This window comes from Moraxella haemolytica (assembly GCF_030177935.1).
GTDB lineage: Bacteria > Pseudomonadota > Gammaproteobacteria > Pseudomonadales > Moraxellaceae > Moraxella > Moraxella haemolytica.
On record NZ_CP089974.1, the window covers coordinates 772,617 to 795,191 of the forward strand.

The following is a 22,575-nucleotide window of genomic DNA, read 5'->3' on the forward strand; positions in this document are numbered from 1 at the left end:
CAAACCACTTTTATCTTGACCTGATGGTCAAAATATGTTTTGATAAAACTGTCTTATTGCATTCAGGATATAAAAGGAGTTAGTGATGACTTTGACCTATACCGCACCTTTGGACGAAATGCGTTTTACGCTAAACGAAGTCTTTGACGCACCAAATTTATGGAAAAATACACCGGCATTGTCGCATATGGATGGCGATACGGTGGATATGATTTTAGAGGAGATGGCAAAATTTAGTCGTGAGGTACTACTGCCACTGAATCAGTCAGGCGATGAAGAGGGTGCAACATATCTAGGCGATGGTAAGGTTGCCACCCCAACAGGCTTTAAAGAAGCATTTCGTGCGTACAGCGAGATGGGCTGGATTGGCTTGGGTGGTTCGCCTGAATTTGGTGGGCAGGGTATGCCAAAGATGGTCAGTATGCTCACCGAAGAGATGATGTTCTCGGCGAACCAGTCCTTTGCTTTATATCCAAACTTGACCGTTGGGGCGAGTCTGTGCTTGCAGGCTGGAGGTAGTGATGAACAAAAGGCAACTTATTTGCCTAAGCTCTATACAGGTGAATGGTCAGGGACGATGTGCCTAACTGAAGCACACGCAGGAACAGACTTGGGCATCATTAAGACCCGTGCCGTACCGAATGCTGATGGCTCTTATAACATCACGGGGACGAAGATTTTTATCACAGGTGGTGAGCATGATTTGGCGGATAATATTATCCATCTAGTGCTTGCAAAAACACCTGATGCCCCTGCCGGCTCAAAAGGCATATCGTTATTTATTGTGCCAAAATTTCTTATTGATGATGATGGTAGCTTGGGCGAAAGAAACCATGTGTCAGCAGGCTCAATTGAACATAAAATGGGTATTAAAGCATCAGCAACTTGCGTGATGAATTTTGATAATGCTAAGGGTTATATAGTGGGTGCAGAAAATACAGGGCTTGCCACCATGTTCGTCATGATGAATTATGAGCGTGTAACAATGGGGCTGCAAGGCTTGGGAGCAAGCGTGCTGGCTTATCAAAATGCGTGCAACTATGCCAAAGACCGTCTACAAGGTCGCCACGATGATGGTGTTAAAAATACCGATAAGGCAGCCGACCCAATCATTGGCTTTGGTGATGTTCGCCGTATGTTACTCAATGCCAAAGCCAATAGTGTTGCTTCTCGTACCTTTGCCATGTATGTTGCAAAGGCACTTGATGTGGTGAAATTTAGTGATGACGATACTCAAAAATCCCAAGCTAGTGCCAAGGTTGCTTTGCTTACCCCTGTTGTAAAAGCGTTTTTGACCGATATGGCATTCCATGCAACCGTTGATTGTCAGCAGGTTTTTGGTGGTCATGGCTATATCCGTGAATGGGGTATGGAGCAGATTGTCCGTGATACTCGCATCAGTCAAATTTATGAAGGAACGAATGGCATTCAGTCGCTTGACCTGTTGGGTCGTAAGGTGATAAAAAATGATGGTAAAGCAATGTTTGCTTTTTTAAATGAAATTCGCACTGCCTGCCAAGCTAGCCAAACCCAACATGTCATTAAAGCATCTTTGGTAGATGCAGTAGAGTGTGTTGAACAACTCACCAAAGATTTAATAAGTGTCTCTAAGACTGATGTGCACGCCATCAACACTTCTGCAGTGGATTATCTGCACGCAGTAGGTTATCTGTGTTATGGCTATATGTACCTGCTTGTTGTTAATGCTAGCGAATCTAAAGTAGGCGAGTTTTACAATGAGCGTATCAAGCTCGCCAATTATTTTGTATCACGCATCTTGCCCAAACTTTTTGCTCATGCGCAAATGGCAAAGGCAGGTTCTGAGAGTATCATGGCATTTGATGAGTCATTTTTTGGCTAATTGACTTGGTGTTGATACAATAAAAGACGGTCTTGTGCTGTCTTTTTTATGAATTTTATATAATATACTTACTATTTTTTATGGCTAAAGTAGCAAATCAAGAAATATAAAAATGCCTTAATCTAAAATTTTAGATTAAGGCATTTGTGCAAGATGTCATCTTGTGATAACTGAACTTGACTTATAGAGCTTGAATGTCATTAACCAACTTAGCTTGATGGTCAATTAGGGTTTGTGGCATACGCTCGCCTAGTTTTTCAAACAAGACTTTGTGATCTGCCAGTTCTTTTATCCAAGCATCTTTATCTTGACTGGTTAACAAATCAAATTCCTGTTCGCTAAAATCAGATTCTGCCCAATTGATGTCATTATAAGTTGGAACAAGACCAATCGGCGTATGAACAGCATTGGCACTGCCTTCACAACGGTTAATAATCCATTCTAGTACACGCATATTCTGTCCAAAGCCAGGCCATACGAAGTTGCCATCGGCATCACGGCGGAACCAGTTCACCTTAAACATTTTGGGTAGTTGCGTGCCATGAGCTTGGGTTAGTTGTTCTAGTTTTTCACCCATTTCTAGCCAGTTGGTAAAATAATCAGCCATGTTATAGCCTGCAAATGGCAACATTGCAAATGGATCACGGCGTACCACACCTTGTGCACCTGTGGCGGCGGCAGTGGTTTCAGAACCCATGGTGGCGGCTTTATACACGCCATCTACCCAGTCAAAGGCTTCAGATACTAATGGCACAGTGTCGGCACGACGACCACCAAAGATGAATGCAGAAATTGGCACACCTTCAGGGTTTTCCCATTGTGGGTCGATGGAAGGGCATTGAGCTGCCGATACAGTAAAGCGAGCGTTGGCATGTGATGCTTTTTCACTACCGTCATGTTTTTCTCGCTTCCAGTTGATGAGATTTTCTGGTGTTTCTTTGGTTTTGCCTTCCCACCATGCTTCACCATCTTCTGTCATGGCGACATTGGTATAAATAACATCGGAATGCAATGTACTCATACAGTTGGAGTTTGTTTTGGTATTTGTACCAGGAGCGACACCAAAGAAGCCTGCTTCTGGATTGATGGCGTATAGTTTGCCGTCAGCTGATGGTTTAATCCAAGCGATGTCATCGCCAACAGTTTCAACTTTCCAGCCTTCATAGCCTGCCGGTGGAATCAACATGGCAAAATTAGTTTTACCACAGGCCGATGGGAATGCTGCAGCGATATAATGTTTTTTGCCTTGCGGATTGGTTACACCCAAGATAAGCATGTGCTCAGCCAACCAACCTTGCTCACGACCCATGACAGATGCAATGCGAAGTGCTAGGCATTTTTTGCCAAGTAGGGCGTTGCCACCATAGCCTGAACCATAAGACCAGATTTCACGAGTTTCTGGGAAGTGGACGATGTATTTGTCATCATTACAAGGCCATGCCACATCTTTTTGACCTGCTGTCAGTGGTGCACCCACAGAGTGAACGCAAGGCACAAAATCGCCTGATTCGCCAAGTGCATCATAAACTGCTTTGCCCATACGAGCCATTTTACGCATGCTCGTTACGACATAAGGGCTGTCGGTCAGTTCAACACCAATGTGGGCGATATGGCTACCCAAAGGACCCATGCTAAACGGCACAACATACATGATGCGACCTGCCATGCAACCATCAAATTTTTCATTTAAGATGGCACGCATCTCGCTCGGGGCTTTCCAATTATTGGTTGCACCAGCATCAATCTCTTGTTCTGAGCAGATAAAAGTGCGGTCTTCTACACGAGCCACATCAGAAGGGTCGGAAAATGCCAAATAAGAATTTGGGTGCTTTTCTTCATTGAGCTTAATCATGGTGCCATTGTCAATCATCAGATTGATTAGGCGGTTATACTCTTCTTCTGAGCCATCGCACCATTCAATGCGAGCGGGCTTGGTGAGAGTTGCGATTTTGGCAACCCAATTTATTAGGGCTTGGTGGCGGACAAAGTCTGGTGCGGTAATTGTTGTGGTCATGCGATTATCTCAATCATAAAAAATGAAAGTAAAACCTATTTAAAAGAACTTAAAAACAATAGCATCATTACTTATTTCGTGATGATGGGAAGGCTGTCAATATTGGTTACTTGACAGTCTGTCATATATTATGCAAAGATTTATAATTGTGCAGTCTTTGCTTTTTTTTGTGTATTAAAACATATTTTGATACAATTGATAATAAATATTCATAAAATAAATGGTCATATTTTTGGATTTTATATATTGGTTGCCTTGTTATACTTTGGCTTGCTTTGTGGTAATAAGTGGTTGTTGGTATTGCATTTAGTGTATGTTTATTTGATTAATGAGACGCAATTAAATTCTACCCAATAGATTGCATCTATTGTTGCATGAGACTGTGATAAAATCTGTCATATAAAGCTACTCACTTGGATAAGGACGCAGTCTGTCTGTTTCAATCCACGCCTGCACCCATTCATCGGGTGGCAGATTGATGTCGGTGTAGCCTAGGCTGTCCAAGACTTCTTTGGTGGGTAGGGTTTTGCCAGATTTAAAATTTGTAACCGCAGTACGCAATAAAGCATGGCAGGTGCATTTACCCTTGACCCACATCGTCTGCTCAATATAAAACCATCGTTCATCAATCGCACAAATACGAGTTTTCATTGTAACCTTATCAAAAGCACGAATTCGCTTGCGATACTGAATGGTACTGCCCGCCACCACCAAGCCCCAGCGATTTTTGATGAGCTTTGCCCCAAGTCCTGTACGAATGGCAAAATCAGTACGACCTAAGTCAAATAGCGTAAAAATCCGTCCATTGTTCATCTCAAGAAAATTATCAATGTCATTCACATTGGCGGTGAAATGATATTCGCTGATATCAGTCAAACTTAAGCCATCTCCTTGTTTGAGACTAAGCGAGCTTTTGATGATTGTTTTGGTTAAGCGTAAAAACGGATACATGATAACTTCCTTGCGATGAGCTATTTGTTGTCATCAAACTTGTCAAACCTGATAAAACTTGGCGTTTTTTAGGTTGGGCGAATTTGATTTTTCGGTACGCTCTTTTGATTGCGATCTGCCTTTATGGGTAGATTTGCCGTTCATACGGTTGCGGCGTTCTTCTTCTCGTTCATGTCTTTCGTGCTTTTGACGGCGAATCTCACGAGATTTTAGTGGTTTTTTATGAATGCGAGCTTGTTTTTCTTTGGTGGCAGTGTTTAAGCCTGTACCAATGCGAGGGCGTAGACCGACCGTTTCGATGAGTTTGCCGATTTCTTTGGCGTCAAGCTCAATAAATCGCCCTGTACGCAGCTCTTTTGGTAGTAGCACAGTGCCGTAGCGAGTACGAATCAGGCGTGAGACTTTAAGTTCTTGGGATTCGAACATACGACGCACTTCACGCTTACGACCTTCTTTGATTTTGACATGATACCACTTATTAACGCCAGCACCGCCACCTTCTTTGATGTCATCAAACTTTGCCATGCCATCTTCAAGTTCAACGCCACGAGTTAAATTCTGGGCAATTGTTGGGGTTACCTCGCCTAGCACACGCACCGCATACTCACGAGTTATCTCGCTTGATGGGTGCATGAGCCGATGAGCCAATTCGCCATCGTTGGTAAATAGCAGTAGCCCTGATGAATTAATGTCTAGACGACCGACCATGACCCATCTATCACCTGTCAATTTGGGCAGACGATCAAAGACGGTAGGGCGACCTTCTGGGTCGGATGCGGACGAAATCTCGCCTTCAGGTTTATGATAAGCGATGACACGGCGGCGTTTTTCTCTTTCTGCTTTGATGCGTACAAGTCGCCCATCAACACGAATCTCATCAGTGGTGGTGGCACGGTCGCCTAGAGTCGCGATTTGCCCATTGATGGAGACACGCCCCGCCTTGATGATGTCTTCTAGACCACGCCGTGAGCCTAGACCCATGCGAGCGAGTAATTTTTGGAGTTTTTCGCCTTCTGGACGAGATTGGGTGGACTCTTGTGTGTCGGTGATGCTGGTCATGTCGTTCATGATGATGTTCCTGTGGTTGGAAAATAACATTTCACAATGTTAAAAGATTTTATGATAAAGGGTTGATGTAGATTTGGCAAGTTAAAAATACAAATAGTAACTTTTTATCAGCTGTTTTATGATTAAGCAAGCATGATGATTGGTTATGGGGGGCTTGAGTGTGTATCATTGGGTTTTAGGTTTGGCAATTCGGGCAGTGGTGGTAACTCATCAAGACTATTTAGACCAAACGCGTCCAAAAAAGCAGGCGTGGTGTGCAGTAGGGCGGGTTTTCCCAGTGTGTCTTTATGACCTTTTTCTACAATCCAGCCCTTATCAAACAGTTGTCTTAGAATATTACTAGAGACAGTAACGCCACGCACCTGTTCGATGTCCCCACGAGTAACAGGCTGTTTGTAAGCGATGACGCTTAAGGTTTCAAGTAGGGCTTGGCTTAGCGTTTCAAGTCGCTCGGGGAAAATCTGCTGAATAAGTCTTGCGTAGCTATCCTTAATCTGTAGGCGATAGCCACTGGCGGTTTTGCCTAGTGCCAGTACACTGCCTGAGAGTCGCTCTTTTAGGATAATAAGTGCCATCTGCAGTTCGTTATGACTCATAGATAGGTGCTTTTTTAGGTCATTGTCGGTTAAAGGGGTTTCACTGGCGTGCAGTAAAACTTCAATGTAGCGACTCAAAGCCTCGGCGGTGGCATGTTCTTCAAGGGCTTGGCGTTCGTCAAGCGGTTTGTCATCTGCGATGTTTAAAGGTGTGGGACTGATTGATTGTTCCATATGTTTTATTTGTTTGTATTGGCGGTTATGGGTGGGTTCGGTTTTGGGTGTTGATTGGCTTATCTGATTGATGGTGAGATGATACCTAGTGTAGCCAATATAAGGTCTGTTCATCAATGGCATATGCGATATGCTCAACATCAACTGCTTGCTTGGCTGATGATTGGTCGTTTAGCGATGCTGATTGTTTTTGTTTTTTTGGTGCAGGATTGATAAATAAATCATCTGCCTTGATGTCGTTGGAGATCATCACCTCACCAAAGCCAATCAAACCTCGTTTTATCAGTTCTAATATTGCCACAAAACTTACCACCACGCCCAGTTTGCCTTGAGTGGGATTAAGAAGTTCTTTAAAAGTTGCTTTGCCTTGTTTGCTCATGGTTTGGCTGATGTCAGCTATGCGTTCAGGCAACGGCACAGGGTCGGTAGCGACCGTATGTATCTGATGGTCAGTCTTAATGTGCATATTGACTAGACTATTGATCAAAATATTGGGCGAGTATTTTGGTAGCTCAGCACGCATTGCCTGAACACTAGGCAGGCTTGTCCATGCTAAAAATACATCTCTTTCAAGACGAATTAAGCCGTCTAGTCGTTTGGCAGCTTCTTTGATTTGGGCATATTCTTCTAGCTTTCTAATCAGCCTTGCTTTGGGACTTAGTTCATCATCAACAATATCGGGCTGTGGCAGTAGTAGTTCGCTTTTGATGGCGATGAGTGTACTTGCCATTAGCAAATAATCGCCTGCCAGTTCAAAATATTCTTCATCTAAGTCTTTGATATAGCTAAGATACTGCTCGGTAATGGGTAAAATGGCTGTTTCGGTCAAATCAAAGTTATTTTTTTTGACCAGATACAATAAAAAATCAAGCGGACCTGCAAATTGCTCAAGCCAAATAGCAAACGCCTGTGGTGGAATGTACAGGTCTTCAGGTAGGCTTTCAACAGGTGTATCAAAGATACGAATCGTGTTGGTATCTTGATTGGTGCCAGTCTCGGTGCTATGGGTTGTGCTATTTGTCATGTTATTTAAGTTTAGCAAGCGGTTTGATGCCAACAGCACGGCGAGTCTTCTCTAATTGTTTATGTGCCACACGGCGAGCCTTAGCTGCCCCCATTTGTAGGATTTCTTCTAACTCTTTGGGGTTGTTCATTAGTTCAAAGTAGCGAGCACGCATTGGGGCGATTTCATCATTGATTTTGTTAAATAAAATCTCTTTGGCTTCGCCCCAGCCGATACCACGGCGATAATGGTCTGCCAGTGCTGCGATTTCATCAGCATTAGCAAAGGCACGATAAATCTCAAAAATGGTGCATTCGTCAGGATTTTTTGGTTCTTCTGGGGCTTGTGAATTGGTAACGATTTGTGAGATGGCTTTTTTTAGGGCTTTTTCTGGGTCAATTTGTGGATTGCCATCGCCAAACAAAGGAATGGTGTTGCCGTATGATTTGCTCATCTTACGACCATCAAGCCCTGTCAATAGTGGGGTGTTTTCATCAACGACAGCATTTGGCTGAACAAATAACGACTTGTATTTAAAATTAAAAGTCCCTGCGATATCCCTTGCCATCTCTATGTGTTGCACTTGGTCTTTACCAACTGGCACATGGGTGGCATTAAACATTAAGATATCTGCTGCCATCAACACAGGGTAGCTAAACAATCCCATGGTAATGCCAAAATCAGGGTCGTGGCCTTCTTTGGCGGTATTGATGTCTACTGCTGCTTTATAGGCGTGAGCACGGTTCATCAATCCTTTGGCACATGAGCAGTTAAGCACCCAAGCAAGCTCTGGAATTTCAGGAATGTCTGACTGACGATAAAAGGTAACTGCTTGTGGGTCAAGACCACAAGCAAGCCAAGTGGCAGCGATGGCACGAGTAGAACGGTGGATTTCGTCAGGGTTGAAGCATTTGATGAGTGCGTGAAAATCCGCCAAGAAGAAGAACGCATCACCTTCATTTCGTGCGATTGCTTCGTTGGCAGCTTTGATGGCAGGGCGAATTGAGCCAACATAATTGCCTAGATGAGGGATTCCTGTGGTGGTGATGCCTGTTAGAACTCGTTTTTTCTGTGCGGTGTCGTTCATGAGTTATCCTTATTGTATTTTTGTTGATGTGTGCTTTGATTGAGATTTATTAGGATTTTAGTACATCCAAATCTTCTTTACAAATGGGACTATGTGCCTGCTGACAAAAATCAGGATCAAGTTTGCAGATGGCGGATTGCAGTTCATCGATGCGTTTGTCTTGATTTTGGATATGAGCCAGTAGGGCGGCAATGCTAGTCGCCACGGGGTCTTGGGTGTCTGGTTTTAATCCGTAGGCGTTGAACAGTTCATCGGCGGCTTGGCTTTGTTCTTGACTGACTTTTGGGGCGGGTTTTTTATCGCTACGATCAATCATGCGTGCGGCAGAGCCGACCATGGTGGCGTTGTCAGGCACGGGTTTAACAACGACAGCGTTTGAGCCAATTTTGGCATTATCGCCTACAGTAAATCCCCCCAAAATCTTTGCTCCAGCACCCACCACGACATTATTGCCTAAGGTAGGGTGTCGTTTCGCCCCTTTTTCCCATGACACCCCACCTAAGGTTACGCCATGATATAAGGTAACATCATCACCAATCTCTGCTGTCTCACCGATCACGACACCCATGCCGTGGTCAATGAATAGGCGTTTGCCGATTTTGGCGGCAGGGTGAATCTCAATGCCTGTTAGCACACGGCTGACATGCGATAAAGTGCGTGCAACAAATTTATGTTCATGCGTCCATAAAGTGTGGGCAACACGATGCAAAGTGCGTGCGTGAATACCAGGATAAGCAACACACACTTCTAGTTTGGTGCGTGCAGCAGGATCTTTTTTGAGCACAGCTTCCAAATCATCATTGATGGCATCGCCAAGTGCTTTGATTTTTTGAATGATGGACACAGCGTTATCCTTGTATTGAGTGTCTGTGATTAAAAAGTTTAATATGGTATGCCAAGTTTAATCGGGTGTAACACTTAATAGGTGTGGGTATATTTTAAAGTATTCTTACCATCTTTGCCAACATCAATGCGTGTTTTTGGCATGCTTAATGTAATTTTTGTTCAATTTTGGCAAGCAGTGCACTGAGTAGGGCGTATTCTTTTTGGTCAAGTTGTATCCGACTATTCATGCGAGATAAGCGATTGGGTAAGTTTTTTAGGTCGTGAGTGTCTGCCAAGCCAAGTCTGCACATCAAACTGATGATGCGGTTGTTGAGTTTGGTTTTTTGAGTATGAGTGATGGCAGGCTCGTCCCAGTCTTGGCGAATGGTAAGATAAAAACCATCATTGGTGGTATCATCATGGACATCATCACTTGGGCTTTGAGAAAAATCATGATAGATGAATGATGCGATGACCTGTATGGCGGATGCGACATTAAGCACAGGATAAGCAGGGTTGGCAGGGATTTGGATATGGTAATCCGCCAAAGCCAGCTCGTCATTAGTCAGCCCTCTATCTTCTCGCCCAAAGAGTATGCCGATGGTGGTGTTTTGTTCACTGTTTGCATGAATTGTATGGGTATCAAAGAAATTTGCCAGAACCTTAGCCCCTTGCTGTGGGGTAATGGTGGGTCTTGGTAGGTGGCGTGTGCGAGCCGATGCTGCCAAAATGAGTGAGCAGTCCGCCACCGCTTCATCAATACTATTTGCGATACGAGCTTTATCTAAAATCGTTGTCGCACCTGCGGCATGGGCATGACTGGTCTCATCAATGGGTAAACGGGGATTTACCACCACTAAATCGCTAAGACCCATTGTGTGCATGGCACGAGCGGCTGAGCCAATATTGGCAGGCAAGGTAGTACCAACCATGATGATGCGAATGTTAGATAGGTGTGCTAATCGGTTCATGAAAGCTTATCGCTACTTGTAAATATGAGTGTTTGGGTGATTGGTCTAATGAATATCTTAGGTTGCATGGTTGTGTCATTTGAGTAATAAATTCTCAGGCGGTAATAGAGCCTGTAAGCCACTAATAATGGCATCACTAGGATGTAGCCGAAATCGCTCATTTACCAGTAGCCGACTGATGCTACAGTCATCATACAAAAATAAAGATACAGGCAAACAGCCATCTTTGATGAATGTTGGCGTTGTCGTGGTTAGCTCGTTGCCTTCTTCGTCATACGCAATGGCATCTTCAATATCTTCTTGGGTATCAAAGATGAGCGATGTGTCATCAGGGGGGTTGTTTTCTTTGAGTAGTGAGATGATGCCTGATAGCGTCTGTGTATCATGAGCGTGTAGCTTAATATTTACTGAACTTAGATGTTTTAAGCGTGCTTGGGTGAGAGTCATGGCATCTTGCATTCTAGCAAAAATACGCCCATCATTCTCACGCACGCTCAATTTGGCAATGATGATGATGCCGTTTAGGTCAGGTAGCATCTCCCAATCTTCTTTGGCGATTTTTTTGAGTTCTGTGGCGTTTGGAGTTTTGGCCTCTAAGACCGATTTTAATTGGTTGAATTTATCAGTAAAACAGCTGACTTCCACACGGCAACTGCCATCATCTAGTGTGATGGCTACTCGGTTGCCAAAGTTTGCAACATCAATCACCAATCCTGCCACTCGTGCGTATTTATTATAACCTGTATCTGATAACTCAGATAGGTGGGTTATGTTGGTGTATTTTTTGAGTTCGTCTCTATACTTGTCAAGGGGGTGTCCTGTCAGATATAGCCCAAGTGTGTCTTTTTCGCCTTTAAGACGAGTTTGATTGCCCCAAATCACAGATGGTAGCTCTGGTGCGACAGACAGATCGTCATCAACTTCGCCAAACAAATCAAAAGTACCTGCCAGTTCGTTTTGTCGATTTTGTTCGGCGACCTGCATGGCGGCAGGCAATTGTTCCCATAGTCCGCCACGAATATGATGGCGTAACTCTTGGGTAGCAAATTCTGGCTTGATATGCACTGCCAAATCATCAAAACAGCCTGCACAAATTAGGGCCTCTAAGGCTCGCTTGCCGACTTTTTTTATGTCTACACGATTGCAAAAGTCATAAAGATCTTTGAATGCACCATCTTTTCTGGCCTTAACAATGCTTGCTACGGCATCTTCACCCACGCCTTTTACTGCACCCAACCCATAGATAATCGTCTTGTCATCTTGGACGACAAATCGCCAGTCGCTATGGTTTACACTTGGTGGAATGACCGACAACCCAAAGTTTTCTTTGCAATCAGAAATCAAAAATACGATGGCATCAGTATCGTCCATCTCCGATGTTAAGACGGCTGCCATGAATTCGGCAGGGTAATAATATTTTAAATAGGCGGTTTGATAAGCAAGTACACCATAGGCTGCCGAGTGTGATTTGTTAAAGCCGTAGCCTGCAAATTTTTCTACCAAATCAAATATCTGACCTGCCAGCTCGCCTAAGACGCCTTGTCCGATTGCCCCATCAACAAAAATGCTACGCTGTTTTGCCATCTCTTCGGGTTTTTTCTTTCCCATTGCACGGCGTAACATATCAGCACCGCCTAGCGTATAGCCTGAGAGAATCTGGGCGATTTGCATGACTTGTTCTTGATAGACGATGACGCCATAGGTTGCCTTAAGCGGCGGCTCTAGCCATTCATGCTGAAAGTCTGGGTGTGGATAGGCAGGTTCTTGAATACCATGTTTGCGGTCAATGAAGTCAGTTACCATGCCAGATTCTAAAGGTCCTGGTCGGTACAAGGCACACATCGCAATCACATCTTCGATGTTGGTGGGCTTTAGCTGTTTTAGGTATTTTTTCATGCCTGAACTTTCAAGCTGAAATACAGCGGTGGTGTTGCCTGACTGAAGCACCGATTCATAAACTTGGCCATCGTCTAAAGGTAGTTTTTCAAGATCAATGGGCTCTTGACCGAGTTTGGCACGAGTGATGTTGATGTTATCAACCGCTGCCTGAATGACGGTTAGGTTTCGCAGCCCTAAAAAGTCAAATTTTACCAGTCCTACTGCTTCCACATCATCCTTATCAAACTGGCTGACAGGATGCCCTTCATCATCGCAGTACACCGCACTAAAATCGCTGATACGATTAGGGGCAATGAGTACACCACCTGCGTGTTTGCCGACATTGCGAGTCAAACCTTCAAGTTTTTCTGCCATATCCCAAATTTCTTTGGCGGCATCGTGGTCAGGGTGTGTTGAGTCGTCTTTTAGGAGCTCTTGGAGTTGTTGTTCTTCTTTTAGGGCATCAGCCAGTGAGATACCAGGGGTTTTTGGAATGAGTTTTGACATTTTGTCGGCAAGACCCAAAGGCTTACCCTGTACTCGTGCCACATCTCGCACGACTGCACGAGCTGCCATTGTACCAAAGGTGATGATTTGTGAAACGGCTTGACGACCATAGGTATGACCGACATAATCAATAACTCGGTCTCGCCCTTCAATACAAAAATCAATATCAAAGTCAGGCATGGAGACACGCTCAGGGTTTAAGAAGCGTTCAAACAGCAAATCGTATTCTAGCGGATCAAGATCGGTGATGTTCAAACTATATGCAACCAGCGATCCTGCTCCTGAGCCACGACCAGGACCGACAGGAACGCCGTTGGCTTTTGCCCAGCGGATAAAGTCCATAACGATGAGAAAGTAGCCTGGAAAACCCATTTTTAAGATGATATCTAATTCATAATCTAGGCGTTCTTGATAAGATTGGTAGATATCCCCCCATGAGTCATCTCGGGTGTCAATGGGGTATAGTTTGGCTAGGCGTTGGTCGAGACCTTCGGCACTAATTTTGCGAAAGAAACTCTCGATGGTCTCGCCATCTGGAATGGGGAATTCTGGCAGGACATTGATACCAAGTGTTAGGCTGACATTGCACCGAGAAGCGAGCAAGCTAGTATTTTCAATGACTTGTGGAATGTCCAAAAACAGCTCTGCCATCTCGTCTTGGCTACGAAAATACTGTTCTTGGGTGTATTTTTTTGGGCGGTTTGGGTCATCTAGGGTGTAGCCTGTGGCAATACACACACGAGCTTCATGTGCGTCAAAGTCGCTACTTATTTCATCATCCTTTCCTATGCTAATGCCTTCTGGTACAGGATTTAAAAAACGCACATCATTATGGGCGATGATGGGAATGCCTGCTTTAGAGCCATGAATGACGACTTGCTTGTTGTAGTCGTTGTCCGTGCTGTGCGTGCGTTTGATGCCAAGATATAGACGATCGCCAAAGACATTTTGCCACGGTTCAATAGCAGCGGCGAACATCTCTGGGTGAGTGCCTTTTAGGGCGATGGTGGCTTCGGAGCGGTCGGTTAAGATGGCAATGATGCCGTCATTGCGTTCAAATAGGGCATCTTTGGTGATGATGGGTGTATGAACGGATACCGTGCCATTATCATTCATGGGACGGCCGGTATAAGCGTCTGACAATAGGCGAAGTAGGTTTTTATAGCCATCATTATTCATGGCATAGAGAATGGCGGTATGACCATTTGCTTCGGCATGATGATCAATGGCATCACCGATGGTGGCCTCTAGCCCGATGATGGGCTTAATGCCTGCTGCTGTGCAGGCTTTGTAGAACTTGACCACAGCGAACATGTTGTTCAAATCTGCCAGACCCAGTGCTACTTGTCCGTCTGCTTTGGCGGCTTTAACCAGTTCTTTGATACGCACGATGGAATCAACGATGGCGAACTCGCTATGTACGCCCAAATGCACAAATGCCATGAATGTCCTTTGATGTTGCTAGGTGTTAAGCATAAAAGGATAGATTATAGCATTGATTGGGGGTTTTTTTAAGTGCTGGCGTGAAATATCTTTTAGGGGTGCTGACTATATTTAATTTTTAAATGGCTAAATCCATCAAATCAAGGTACAATTCAAGGTGCAATCTTGATTGCTGTTGTCATCATTTTTATCCCTTAAATATTCAAAAAGCCATGTTCCAAATCATCCAATCTAACGATACCGACACACTTGTCGATCAGCTCATTGAGTTTTATCAAAAAAACGACCAATATGGCAGTCTATCAGAGGCGATTTTTAGTCCTTTTACTGTCATTGTGCCATCTATGGTGCTTGGGAATTGGCTGACCAAAGAAGTTGCCATGCGAGCAGGGATTAGTACGCTTTTAATAGCACAGTTTTGGGGGCAATATCAATGGCGTATGATTGATAAGGTGCTGGGTATTGATGCAAAAAATAATGAGCATGATGCAGTAGCGGTGCCTGAGGTGGCGGTATTGTCTGCTTCGGTCATGCGTTGGCGACTTTTTGGCTTTTTAAATGAGACATCAGCCCAACTGCTTGAGCAGATTATTGATGATGAAACGCATGTACTACATTTGTTATTCAAGCCGTTGTCAGATAAGGTAGAAGATGGTTATGTCTTAGAACCGAAGCGTCTATGGCAGGCGTGTGATGAGCTTTCTAAAGTATATGTTCGCTATCTGACCCATCGCCCTGAGTGGCTACACGCTTGGTCATTTGGTCTAGATTTGCCTGTATCGGTTGAAGAGATGATTCGTCAAAAAGATAAATTTGGCGATGAATTCGGTCGAGATGATGAGACGCCGTCTTGGTTATTGGAACATTATGAATCACTAGAGCGATTGCTCCGGTTTTTATGGCAGACATTATTTTTTGAGGTGTATGAGTACCGTGAGATGCTTGAGAGGCGTTTTTGGGCGGTGCTTGATGGTGAACGAGGTGAAGCGACAAGACAGCAGGCAATCAATGCTCTACCCAAAGATTTGTATTTGTTTACCGTGCAACAGATGCCCCAAGTGGAATTGTTGTTCTTAAAGCGGTTATCGCTTGTCATCAATGTGCACTTGTTGCATTTTAACCCATCAAGAATGTTTTGGGCGGATATTGTTGATAAAAACTGGCTGATGACTCAAAAGATCATCAGGCCGAATGCTGTTTATTTAAAAGACTATGGTCATGGGTTGTTATCCAGACTAGGCAAGGAATCTCGTGAGACTTTTGCCATGTTGGCAGATATGTCTGGAGGCGAGTTTTATTATCAAGGCATAAATAATAGCGATATCAATGATGTCAACAAGAGTCAGCAAGATGATGTTTTTTTGGTTGATTGGCAAGATAGATTTATTCCACATACAGGCAAAGGGATTTTAAGTGGGCTAAAACAAGACATTCTTATGTTGGGTGAGGGCGATGGTAGCGTGGCGATGGACGAGATGTTGTCTGTTTTGGGCAATAAAACCCATCAAAAACCCACCATGACCTTAACAGAACAATCCAATTACGCCTTACCTGAGCTTAGCATTCATGCTTGTCATAGCCTAAAGCGACAGCTTGAAATTGCTCGAACGATGATTGCTAAATATCTGAATACCGAGTATGCCGATGGCAAAAGACAGCTGTCGGATGTGGTGATTTTATTGCCTGATGTTGATGTGGCTCAAAATGTCATTCATTCGGTATTTCCTGAAGGGGTGGGTATTGATGGCATGCGATTGCCGGTTAAAATTACAGGCATCACTGACCGCAGTATTGATGAGCTGATGACAGCATTGACCGGCTTTTATCGCCTGCTTGGAGCAAAAGATGCTCGCTTTTATGCTGAAGAGTTTTATGAATGGCTGATGAATCCTGCTGTATATGAGAACTTTAGCCTAAGTTTTGATGAGGCGTATCGAGCCAGAGAGTTGCTTGGTCTGGCAGGCTTTAAGAGGGGTTTTAATGCCGAGCACCTAAGCCAAACTCTGCACGATGAAGATACCGACTATCGCTACACTTTTAGTTATGCACTTGATCGTATTGTTATGGGTTTTATTGCACCAGATGCTCAGCACGCAAGTGATGTGCTATACCCCTTTGATTGGCAAAATGTTCATACATCAGAGGCAACTTTGCCATTGGGTGGTATCGGTCTTGATGATGAGCCTATCGTTTCGGCATTGTGCCGTATGTACGAAGCATTGGGTAAATTTGGCAATGACTACCAAAAAGTGGATACCGCTCAAGCATGGTTACATAAGATAGAAAGTGAGGTTATTGATACTTATTTTTCTGCCATCAAGCAAAGCGTACAGATGCGATCCATATTTGATGCAAAAAATGCCATGCTCTCAAGCCTAAGAGCAAATACCAACTATTACAAACGCACGCATCATCAAGGAGTGTATGTCTTACAAGATGACATTCGATTAAGTCTGGAGTTTGTGCTTGATAGTCTGACTGCAGCGGTGGGTATGCAGACAATCTCAGCTGAGCCATCTGGAGTGATTACGGTGGCAAGGTTTGGGGCGTTAAGAAACATTCCTTTTGGGTTGACCATCATGCTTGGCATGGACTTATCTGCCTTTCCAAGACAAGATAGGAACACTCGACTGGATTTGATGAAAGCAGGGCTTAAGCGTCGTGGCGACCGTACGAACGAAGATGATGACAATGGGGCGTTTTTGGATGCATTGCTTTGCACCAAAGATGCCTGTGCTATTTTTTATAACGGCATGAGTCCTGATGGTAGCACGGTGCTCTTGCCTGCATCACCTGTAGGGGAGTTGATTGAGTTTCTCAAATCAGAGGTATATTGGCAAGTAGATGATGTGGCAGATGAGGCATTGATGGCACTCGGCGGTATGTTGCCAGAGTTGATAGCACGGCATCTGGTTACTTATCATCATGCCATGAATTTTGAACAGGGGGTGTTTTATCAAGCAAAAGATGTTGAGGCTGATGATGATTTTCAGGCGTATCTAAATAAACTGATTGATGCACAAAAGCATGAACAAAGGCGACATTTGCCACCTGCACCGATTTGGCAAAAGGTACGCCGTGTGATTGATGAATATCAAGAAGGGTCGGCAACAACGCTTGTTGCACTGCCAACAGATGATGAGATGCGATACATTACTGATGTCTTGATGGATAATCTGGCAATGGATCAACAAAATAATGCAAGGGGTCAGTCTGTTGATGAACTGCTTGATAAGTATCGCATTGAAGTGCCAAATTATCTAAGCATTAAAAACATGTTATATGTGATTAAATCGCCTGCCAAAGCCTACCTAAAAGGCAAATTTGCCCTAGATGATGAGATGGCAAATGATGAGGCAAATGAACCTTTGTCTCTGGATTATTTGGGTGGCTGGCAACTTCATCAGATGATACTGCAGGCATTTCGGCTAGGGGTATTTGATGGCATGCCAATGAATGCAATTAACCCAAAAACTTTATCTGATGTCATCAACAATCAGCAAAACAATGAAATGACACAACTGCACACTGTGCATCATGATGCACTGTTGCCAGCAGGTGCGGTACGAATGAGTGTGCTACAAGATGGGCTTGACTTTGTGGTTGGTCAACTAGAAGCAATGCTTGGCGAGCTTGGCGAAACTCTAAATAGGGCTGCATCGCCAGATGATTGGCAGTACTCAAAGGTGCTAAGTGGATTGGAGGAGCAGACGGTAGCAATGACGCTAGGCTCACATCGCCTAAAACTGATGGCAGATATGCCTAAAACAGATGAAACAGTATGGAAAAATATGTCGGTCAGTCGAGCATCTGCGGAGCGTTTAATAGACTTTTGGCTACACCATCTGCTATGGCAGGTACATCGTCAGACTAATGAAAAAGACGAACAGCTTGGATATGGTAGAAGTATTTGGCGATTCAAAGAAGCGTCCCAACAGTTAAAAGCATTAAAAAATCTGGCAGGTCAAACAACCTATGAACTAAGCCCTGTGCGTGCTGATAAGGCATCTAAACTACTACAAAATTTCATCATCTTTACTCTGCTTGGTTCAAAGCTACCCATCATACTAACCCCAATCAATGCTCTGCTGATGGCAAGGTTGCAGGGTGATACATCAAGCATTGGCAGTGCATGGGTGAATGAGATTTATGCGTTGATGATTGGTGATAGTGACCCAGAGCAGGTGCTGACATCGGCAGGGCAACTAAGTGAGCCATTATACGAGGAGCTATTAAAAAATATTCGAGCATTTGGGGTGAGTGATGAGCAATAAAGTAGAGAATAAACAATCAGCCAACGCAGTAGCGTCCAATGGTCAGGATATGCCACCTGCCATCGCTTGCACCTTAAAAGGAGCATACCTGATAGAAGCATCGGCAGGTACAGGTAAGACTTGGACATTGACGGGCATTATTTTGCGATTGTTCATTGAAGAAAAATACAATGTACAGCGTATGATAGCCACCACTTTCACTCGTGCTGCAGCCGCTGAGATGCAAGAGCGTATCCAAGAACGCTTGACGGTGTTTTATCGCTATCTGTTGTGGTTAAAATCCAGCCAAGAGATGCACGCACACTGGTTTGATGATGCTTTAGCTCTTGATGAGCGAGCCGATGAGTTGGTTGCTACTGCACTGGGGGCGAATATTGTCGGAGCTGATGACCTCATCAATGTACATCTTATCAAACATCTTTTGGTTGATGGCGTGCCTGCTTTTGATGAGGCGATTCGTCGTGTGGGTCTGCTATTGGCTACTTTGGATAAGCTGTTTGTGGGGACGCTAGACAGCCTTGCTCAAAAATGGCTCAAAGAATTCTCCACAGAGATTGGACATCAGCCCAAAGCAGATATTTTATATGACAGTTCTGATATTAGTATCGCCATCATTCATGATGGTCTTAGGCAGGCACATACTCAGGTAATGAGTCAAAATCCTAAACTGTATGAGATGATCCGCCACGAAAACATATTTGGCGATATTGATCAGGCGTATCAATCAATCCAAGTTGCCATGAATTTTTTTAATGTGCCATTTAATGATGAGGCAACATTGATTGATGATCAGTATGTCGCAAGCCTACAAGAAATGGTGCTGGCGTTCACCAAGCTAGATACATCAGTGGTGGATAAGTTTTGCGATAAAGAGTATCGTGATTCGGTGGGGGTGCGTGCCACAGGCAAACTATTAAAACATTGGCATCGCTTGTTTGAGATTGTGCAGACGATGGCAGAGCATGGCACATCATTTGTTCGCCATCTAGATAAAACGCACACCGATTGGCTGTCTGCTGTTCATGAAGCCTTAGAAAAAGACAATGTGTTTAATAAAAAACATGATGAGAATGCCAAACGACTGCTGATGGGTTTTATTGATAAACATCTAACTGCTTTGGTGTTCATCTATGAGAGTATTTGTCAACTACCCAATCAATACCGTACTCATCTGTACAAAACCCTTGCCCTTGCAGTCCGTGCCAAGACACCGACTTGGCTTGAAAATCAAGCCAAAACGACCTTTACCATTCAGATGCACAGGTTAAATCAGGCTTTGGCAAACAACCCAAGCCTTGCTAAGCATATTCGCCATCATTATCCTGTGATTTTGATTGATGAATCCCAAGATGTCAATGGAGCTCAAGTTGAACTGATCCAGCAGGTATATTTGTCTTATTTGATAAAGCAGTTAAATAAAGACAAGCCATCTTTGGGATTTTTGTTGTTGGTGGGTGATCCCAAGCAGGCGATTTATCGGTTTCGTGGTGGGGATGTCGCCAACTATAATCGCATGAAAAATACGGGCGTGGCGAATGCTTGCTATCCCATCATCAATCAACAGCTGTCTTTGTCTGTCAACCGCCGTTCAAATAAAGCCTTGATTGAGTCATTAAATGCGTGGTTTGATGATGGCAAGGGCGAGCATGGCAATCTTGGTGAGGGTATTTATTATCAGACCATTACTGCCCATAATGAGAGCCAAAGGTTGTCTTGGCAGGCGGATACTCAAGATGAGCGACCAAGCTATCTAGGTAGGCAACCATTAGCCATGTTGCACTTAACTGCTAATGCCCAATCGCCCATCAGTCAGCTATTAGCATGGCATATCAACAGCCTATTACAAGGCGGTCATACCATCAACACACAGGCAGGTGAGCGTGCCATCATGCCAAGCGATATTGCGGTATTAAGCTATAAAAATAAGTGGCTGCTAGCGGTCAAAGAGCATTTAGATGCGTTAAATATCCCAGCCATCGCCGCCCAAGAGACCAATGTCTTTAGTACGCAGGCAGGGCGTGATTTATATGCTTTATTAAGTGTGTGTGTGGAGATGAGTAATGTAGAAAAATTAGGTCGGCTATTGACTTCATCTTTTTTTGGCATGAGTCTTGATGAGGCGATGTTAATGCTTGGTGTTGATGATGAAATAGAAGGTCAAGCAAAATCAGAACTACTGATCTATCTGAATCAAGTCTTTGAAAGATGGCTACAGCACGGCGTGGCATCGGCATTGAATTTGGCACTGGCAAAGCATCCATTCATGAAAGACGGTTCGCTATGGCTTAGCGTTGCTAGCTTTGGCGAGCGGTATTTGGCGGATGCGTGGCAGATTTTAGAGCTGATTAGCACCCAAGAACATTTGCAGGCGTTGGCACTCATTGAGTGGTACAAGATGCAGATGTGTGGTGGCGACATACCTGATGCTCATAAACGACTGCCACTACCTAGCGAGTCTGGCGTGAATATGATGACCATTCATAAATCCAAAGGGCTTGAATTCCCTATTGTGTATGTGATTGGGCTTGATGAAGCGGTATCGGAAAATGGGACGCTATTTTATCCTTATACTGATACACAGTTCAATCGCCATTTATCCCCCAAACCCATTGGAAAAGACGGCGTAAATTATCAACAGCTTGATCTAAAAGAAAGTATTGATGAACGCAAGCGGTTGGGTTATGTGGCACTGACTCGAGCATCTGAACAGATGTATGTGGTGGCAAAGGATTTGAATAAGCGACTACATACACACCAAAGACCGCTGTTTTTATGGTGTGATTGTGCTGACAGTGCTACGCTCTCCTTGCCATCTAGAATGCAAGGCAAGATGGATTGGCTAAGTTTAGAGACTGATGACTATATCACTAAGCCCTATTCGTCCAATGATGTCAATCTTGTTCCTATTGACTATCTGGCATGGCATGAGATCATGCATAAGACGGTGTTTTATGGTGCGGTGCAGACGAGTTTTACAGCACTCATTAGCCAGTTAGATTACAAAACCAAAGAGTTGCTTGCAGTTACGCCAGACCATGATGAGTTGGTGGCTTTGACCGATTTGGAGACAATGGCGGACGAAGAAGCGTGTCATGATGACATTCGCACAACTTTCATGCGTGGTATGCTGGCAGGGGATTTTTTACATCAAGTCTTACAAAAAATAAACACTAAGGGCGAACCACAAGACAAATTATACAATATCAGTCGTGCGATTGATGAGGTGGCAAGGTATCTAGGAGTGCTTGACTATATGAGTCAAGATGCTCAAAGGGCGATGGGTATGCCCACTTCTGATAACAAGCATACTTTGCACAGACAGCTTGTGCTATGGATGAATGATGTCATTCATGCACCTTTTGCTGCTTCAGGAGTAAATTTGGTATCTTTGACTGATTCATCAAGCGTAAAAGAAATGGGATTTTTGCTTGGAATGAAAGAGGGCTTTAGCATTGATGAGTTAAATGCTGCTTTTGAAGCATATAGCGATAAACCACTTAGCCTAACCAAAGATGATTCATACCAACCCTTATATCGCTACTTAAAAGGTGGGATTGATTTGGTATATGAGCATGAAGGGCGGTTTTTTGTGGTGGATTATAAATCCAATTTTTTGGGCAATGGCATTCAAGCGTATCATGAGCAGGCATTGTTTGAGTCAATGGATAGGGCAGGCTACTGGCTACAAGCAGCGATTTATCAAGTGGCTTTGCATCGCTTATTAAAGATGCGTGTTAAAGACTATGTGGGCAATGAGCATCGCTATTTGGGTGCGGTGGAATATTTATTTTTGCGTGGTGTGGCTGATGATGAGCGGTTGGGTCGCATGGTGTGGCAAGTGCCGATAGAGTTGGTACGCCGTTTAGACGAGCTGTTTCGGTAATGGTTCTATATTTTAGGGTATTGAAAATAAAAAGTACTAA

At 44.0% G+C, this 22,575-nt stretch carries 12 protein-coding genes; 3 read left to right on the plus strand and 9 right to left on the minus strand.

Annotated elements, in window-relative coordinates:
* The first annotated feature begins 85 nt into the window (after positions 1-85).
* Positions 86-1,861, plus strand: coding sequence for an acyl-CoA dehydrogenase C-terminal domain-containing protein (locus tag LU276_RS03635; protein ID WP_284674293.1), 1,776 nt, complete (start codon positions 86-88; stop codon positions 1,859-1,861).
* 181 nt (positions 1,862-2,042) lie between these two features.
* Here the strand turns inward: LU276_RS03635 and LU276_RS03640 are convergent, their stop codons facing one another.
* The 9 genes from LU276_RS03640 to dnaE all read right to left on the minus strand — a co-directional run bounded on the left by LU276_RS03640 (position 2,043) and on the right by dnaE (position 14,378).
* Positions 2,043-3,875 carry a phosphoenolpyruvate carboxykinase (GTP) gene (locus LU276_RS03640; protein ID WP_284674294.1) on the minus strand — a complete coding sequence of 611 codons (1,833 nt, stop codon included), beginning with the start codon at positions 3,873-3,875 and terminating at the stop codon, positions 2,043-2,045.
* Positions 3,876-4,280: 405 nt separating this feature from the next.
* Positions 4,281-4,826, minus strand: coding sequence for an acyl-CoA thioesterase (locus LU276_RS03645; RefSeq protein WP_284674295.1), 546 nt, complete (start codon positions 4,824-4,826; stop codon positions 4,281-4,283).
* A gap of 42 nt (positions 4,827-4,868) precedes the next feature.
* Positions 4,869-5,894, minus strand: coding sequence for a 23S rRNA pseudouridine(2605) synthase RluB (rluB, locus tag LU276_RS03650; protein WP_284674296.1), 1,026 nt, complete (start codon positions 5,892-5,894; stop codon positions 4,869-4,871).
* Positions 5,895-6,037: 143 nt separating this feature from the next.
* Positions 6,038-6,664 (minus strand): SMC-Scp complex subunit ScpB, encoded by a 627-nt coding sequence (gene scpB / locus LU276_RS03655; RefSeq protein WP_284674297.1) that lies wholly within the window; start codon positions 6,662-6,664, stop codon positions 6,038-6,040.
* A gap of 85 nt (positions 6,665-6,749) precedes the next feature.
* Positions 6,750-7,688: a segregation and condensation protein A gene (locus LU276_RS03660; RefSeq protein ID WP_284674298.1), complete on the minus strand. Its 939-nt coding sequence runs from the start codon at positions 7,686-7,688 to the stop codon at positions 6,750-6,752.
* Between the two features lies 1 nt (position 7,689).
* Positions 7,690-8,754: a tryptophan--tRNA ligase gene (gene trpS, locus LU276_RS03665; protein WP_284674299.1), complete on the minus strand. Its 1,065-nt coding sequence runs from the start codon at positions 8,752-8,754 to the stop codon at positions 7,690-7,692.
* Between the two features lie 49 nt (positions 8,755-8,803).
* Complete coding sequence (cysE, locus tag LU276_RS03670) at positions 8,804-9,592, minus strand: serine O-acetyltransferase (protein WP_284674574.1); 789 nt, start codon at positions 9,590-9,592, stop codon at positions 8,804-8,806.
* Positions 9,593-9,743: 151 nt separating this feature from the next.
* Positions 9,744-10,550 carry an RNA methyltransferase gene (locus LU276_RS03675; protein WP_284674300.1) on the minus strand — a complete coding sequence of 269 codons (807 nt, stop codon included), beginning with the start codon at positions 10,548-10,550 and terminating at the stop codon, positions 9,744-9,746.
* Between the two features lie 75 nt (positions 10,551-10,625).
* On the minus strand, positions 10,626-14,378 hold the full coding sequence (gene dnaE / locus LU276_RS03680) for a DNA polymerase III subunit alpha (RefSeq protein WP_284674301.1): 3,753 nt from the start codon (positions 14,376-14,378) through the stop codon (positions 10,626-10,628).
* 212 nt (positions 14,379-14,590) lie between these two features.
* On the opposite strand from dnaE, the gene LU276_RS03685 reads away from it, so the two are divergent.
* Positions 14,591-18,652 (plus strand): exodeoxyribonuclease V subunit gamma, encoded by a 4,062-nt coding sequence (locus LU276_RS03685; RefSeq protein ID WP_284674302.1) that lies wholly within the window; start codon positions 14,591-14,593, stop codon positions 18,650-18,652.
* Complete coding sequence (locus LU276_RS03690) at positions 18,642-22,535, plus strand: UvrD-helicase domain-containing protein (RefSeq protein ID WP_284674303.1); 3,894 nt, start codon at positions 18,642-18,644, stop codon at positions 22,533-22,535. Before LU276_RS03685 ends, LU276_RS03690 begins: the two co-directional genes overlap by 11 nt.
* Positions 22,536-22,575: the final 40 nt, after the last annotated feature.

Coding starts and splice junctions, on each gene's coding strand:
- LU276_RS03635 (WP_284674293.1), top strand. CDS start 86: ATGACTTTGACCTATACCGCACCTTTGGACGAAATGCGTTTTACGCTA.
- LU276_RS03640 (WP_284674294.1), bottom strand. CDS start 3,875: ATGACCACAACAATTACCGCACCAGACTTTGTCCGCCACCAAGCCCTA.
- LU276_RS03645 (WP_284674295.1), bottom strand. CDS start 4,826: ATGTATCCGTTTTTACGCTTAACCAAAACAATCATCAAAAGCTCGCTT.
- rluB (WP_284674296.1), bottom strand. CDS start 5,894: ATGAACGACATGACCAGCATCACCGACACACAAGAGTCCACCCAATCT.
- scpB (WP_284674297.1), bottom strand. CDS start 6,664: ATGGAACAATCAATCAGTCCCACACCTTTAAACATCGCAGATGACAAA.
- LU276_RS03660 (WP_284674298.1), bottom strand. CDS start 7,688: ATGACAAATAGCACAACCCATAGCACCGAGACTGGCACCAATCAAGAT.
- trpS (WP_284674299.1), bottom strand. CDS start 8,754: ATGAACGACACCGCACAGAAAAAACGAGTTCTAACAGGCATCACCACC.
- LU276_RS03675 (WP_284674300.1), bottom strand. CDS start 10,550: ATGAACCGATTAGCACACCTATCTAACATTCGCATCATCATGGTTGGT.
- dnaE (WP_284674301.1), bottom strand. CDS start 14,378: ATGGCATTTGTGCATTTGGGCGTACATAGCGAGTTCGCCATCGTTGAT.
- LU276_RS03685 (WP_284674302.1), top strand. CDS start 14,591: ATGTTCCAAATCATCCAATCTAACGATACCGACACACTTGTCGATCAG.
- LU276_RS03690 (WP_284674303.1), top strand. CDS start 18,642: ATGAGCAATAAAGTAGAGAATAAACAATCAGCCAACGCAGTAGCGTCC.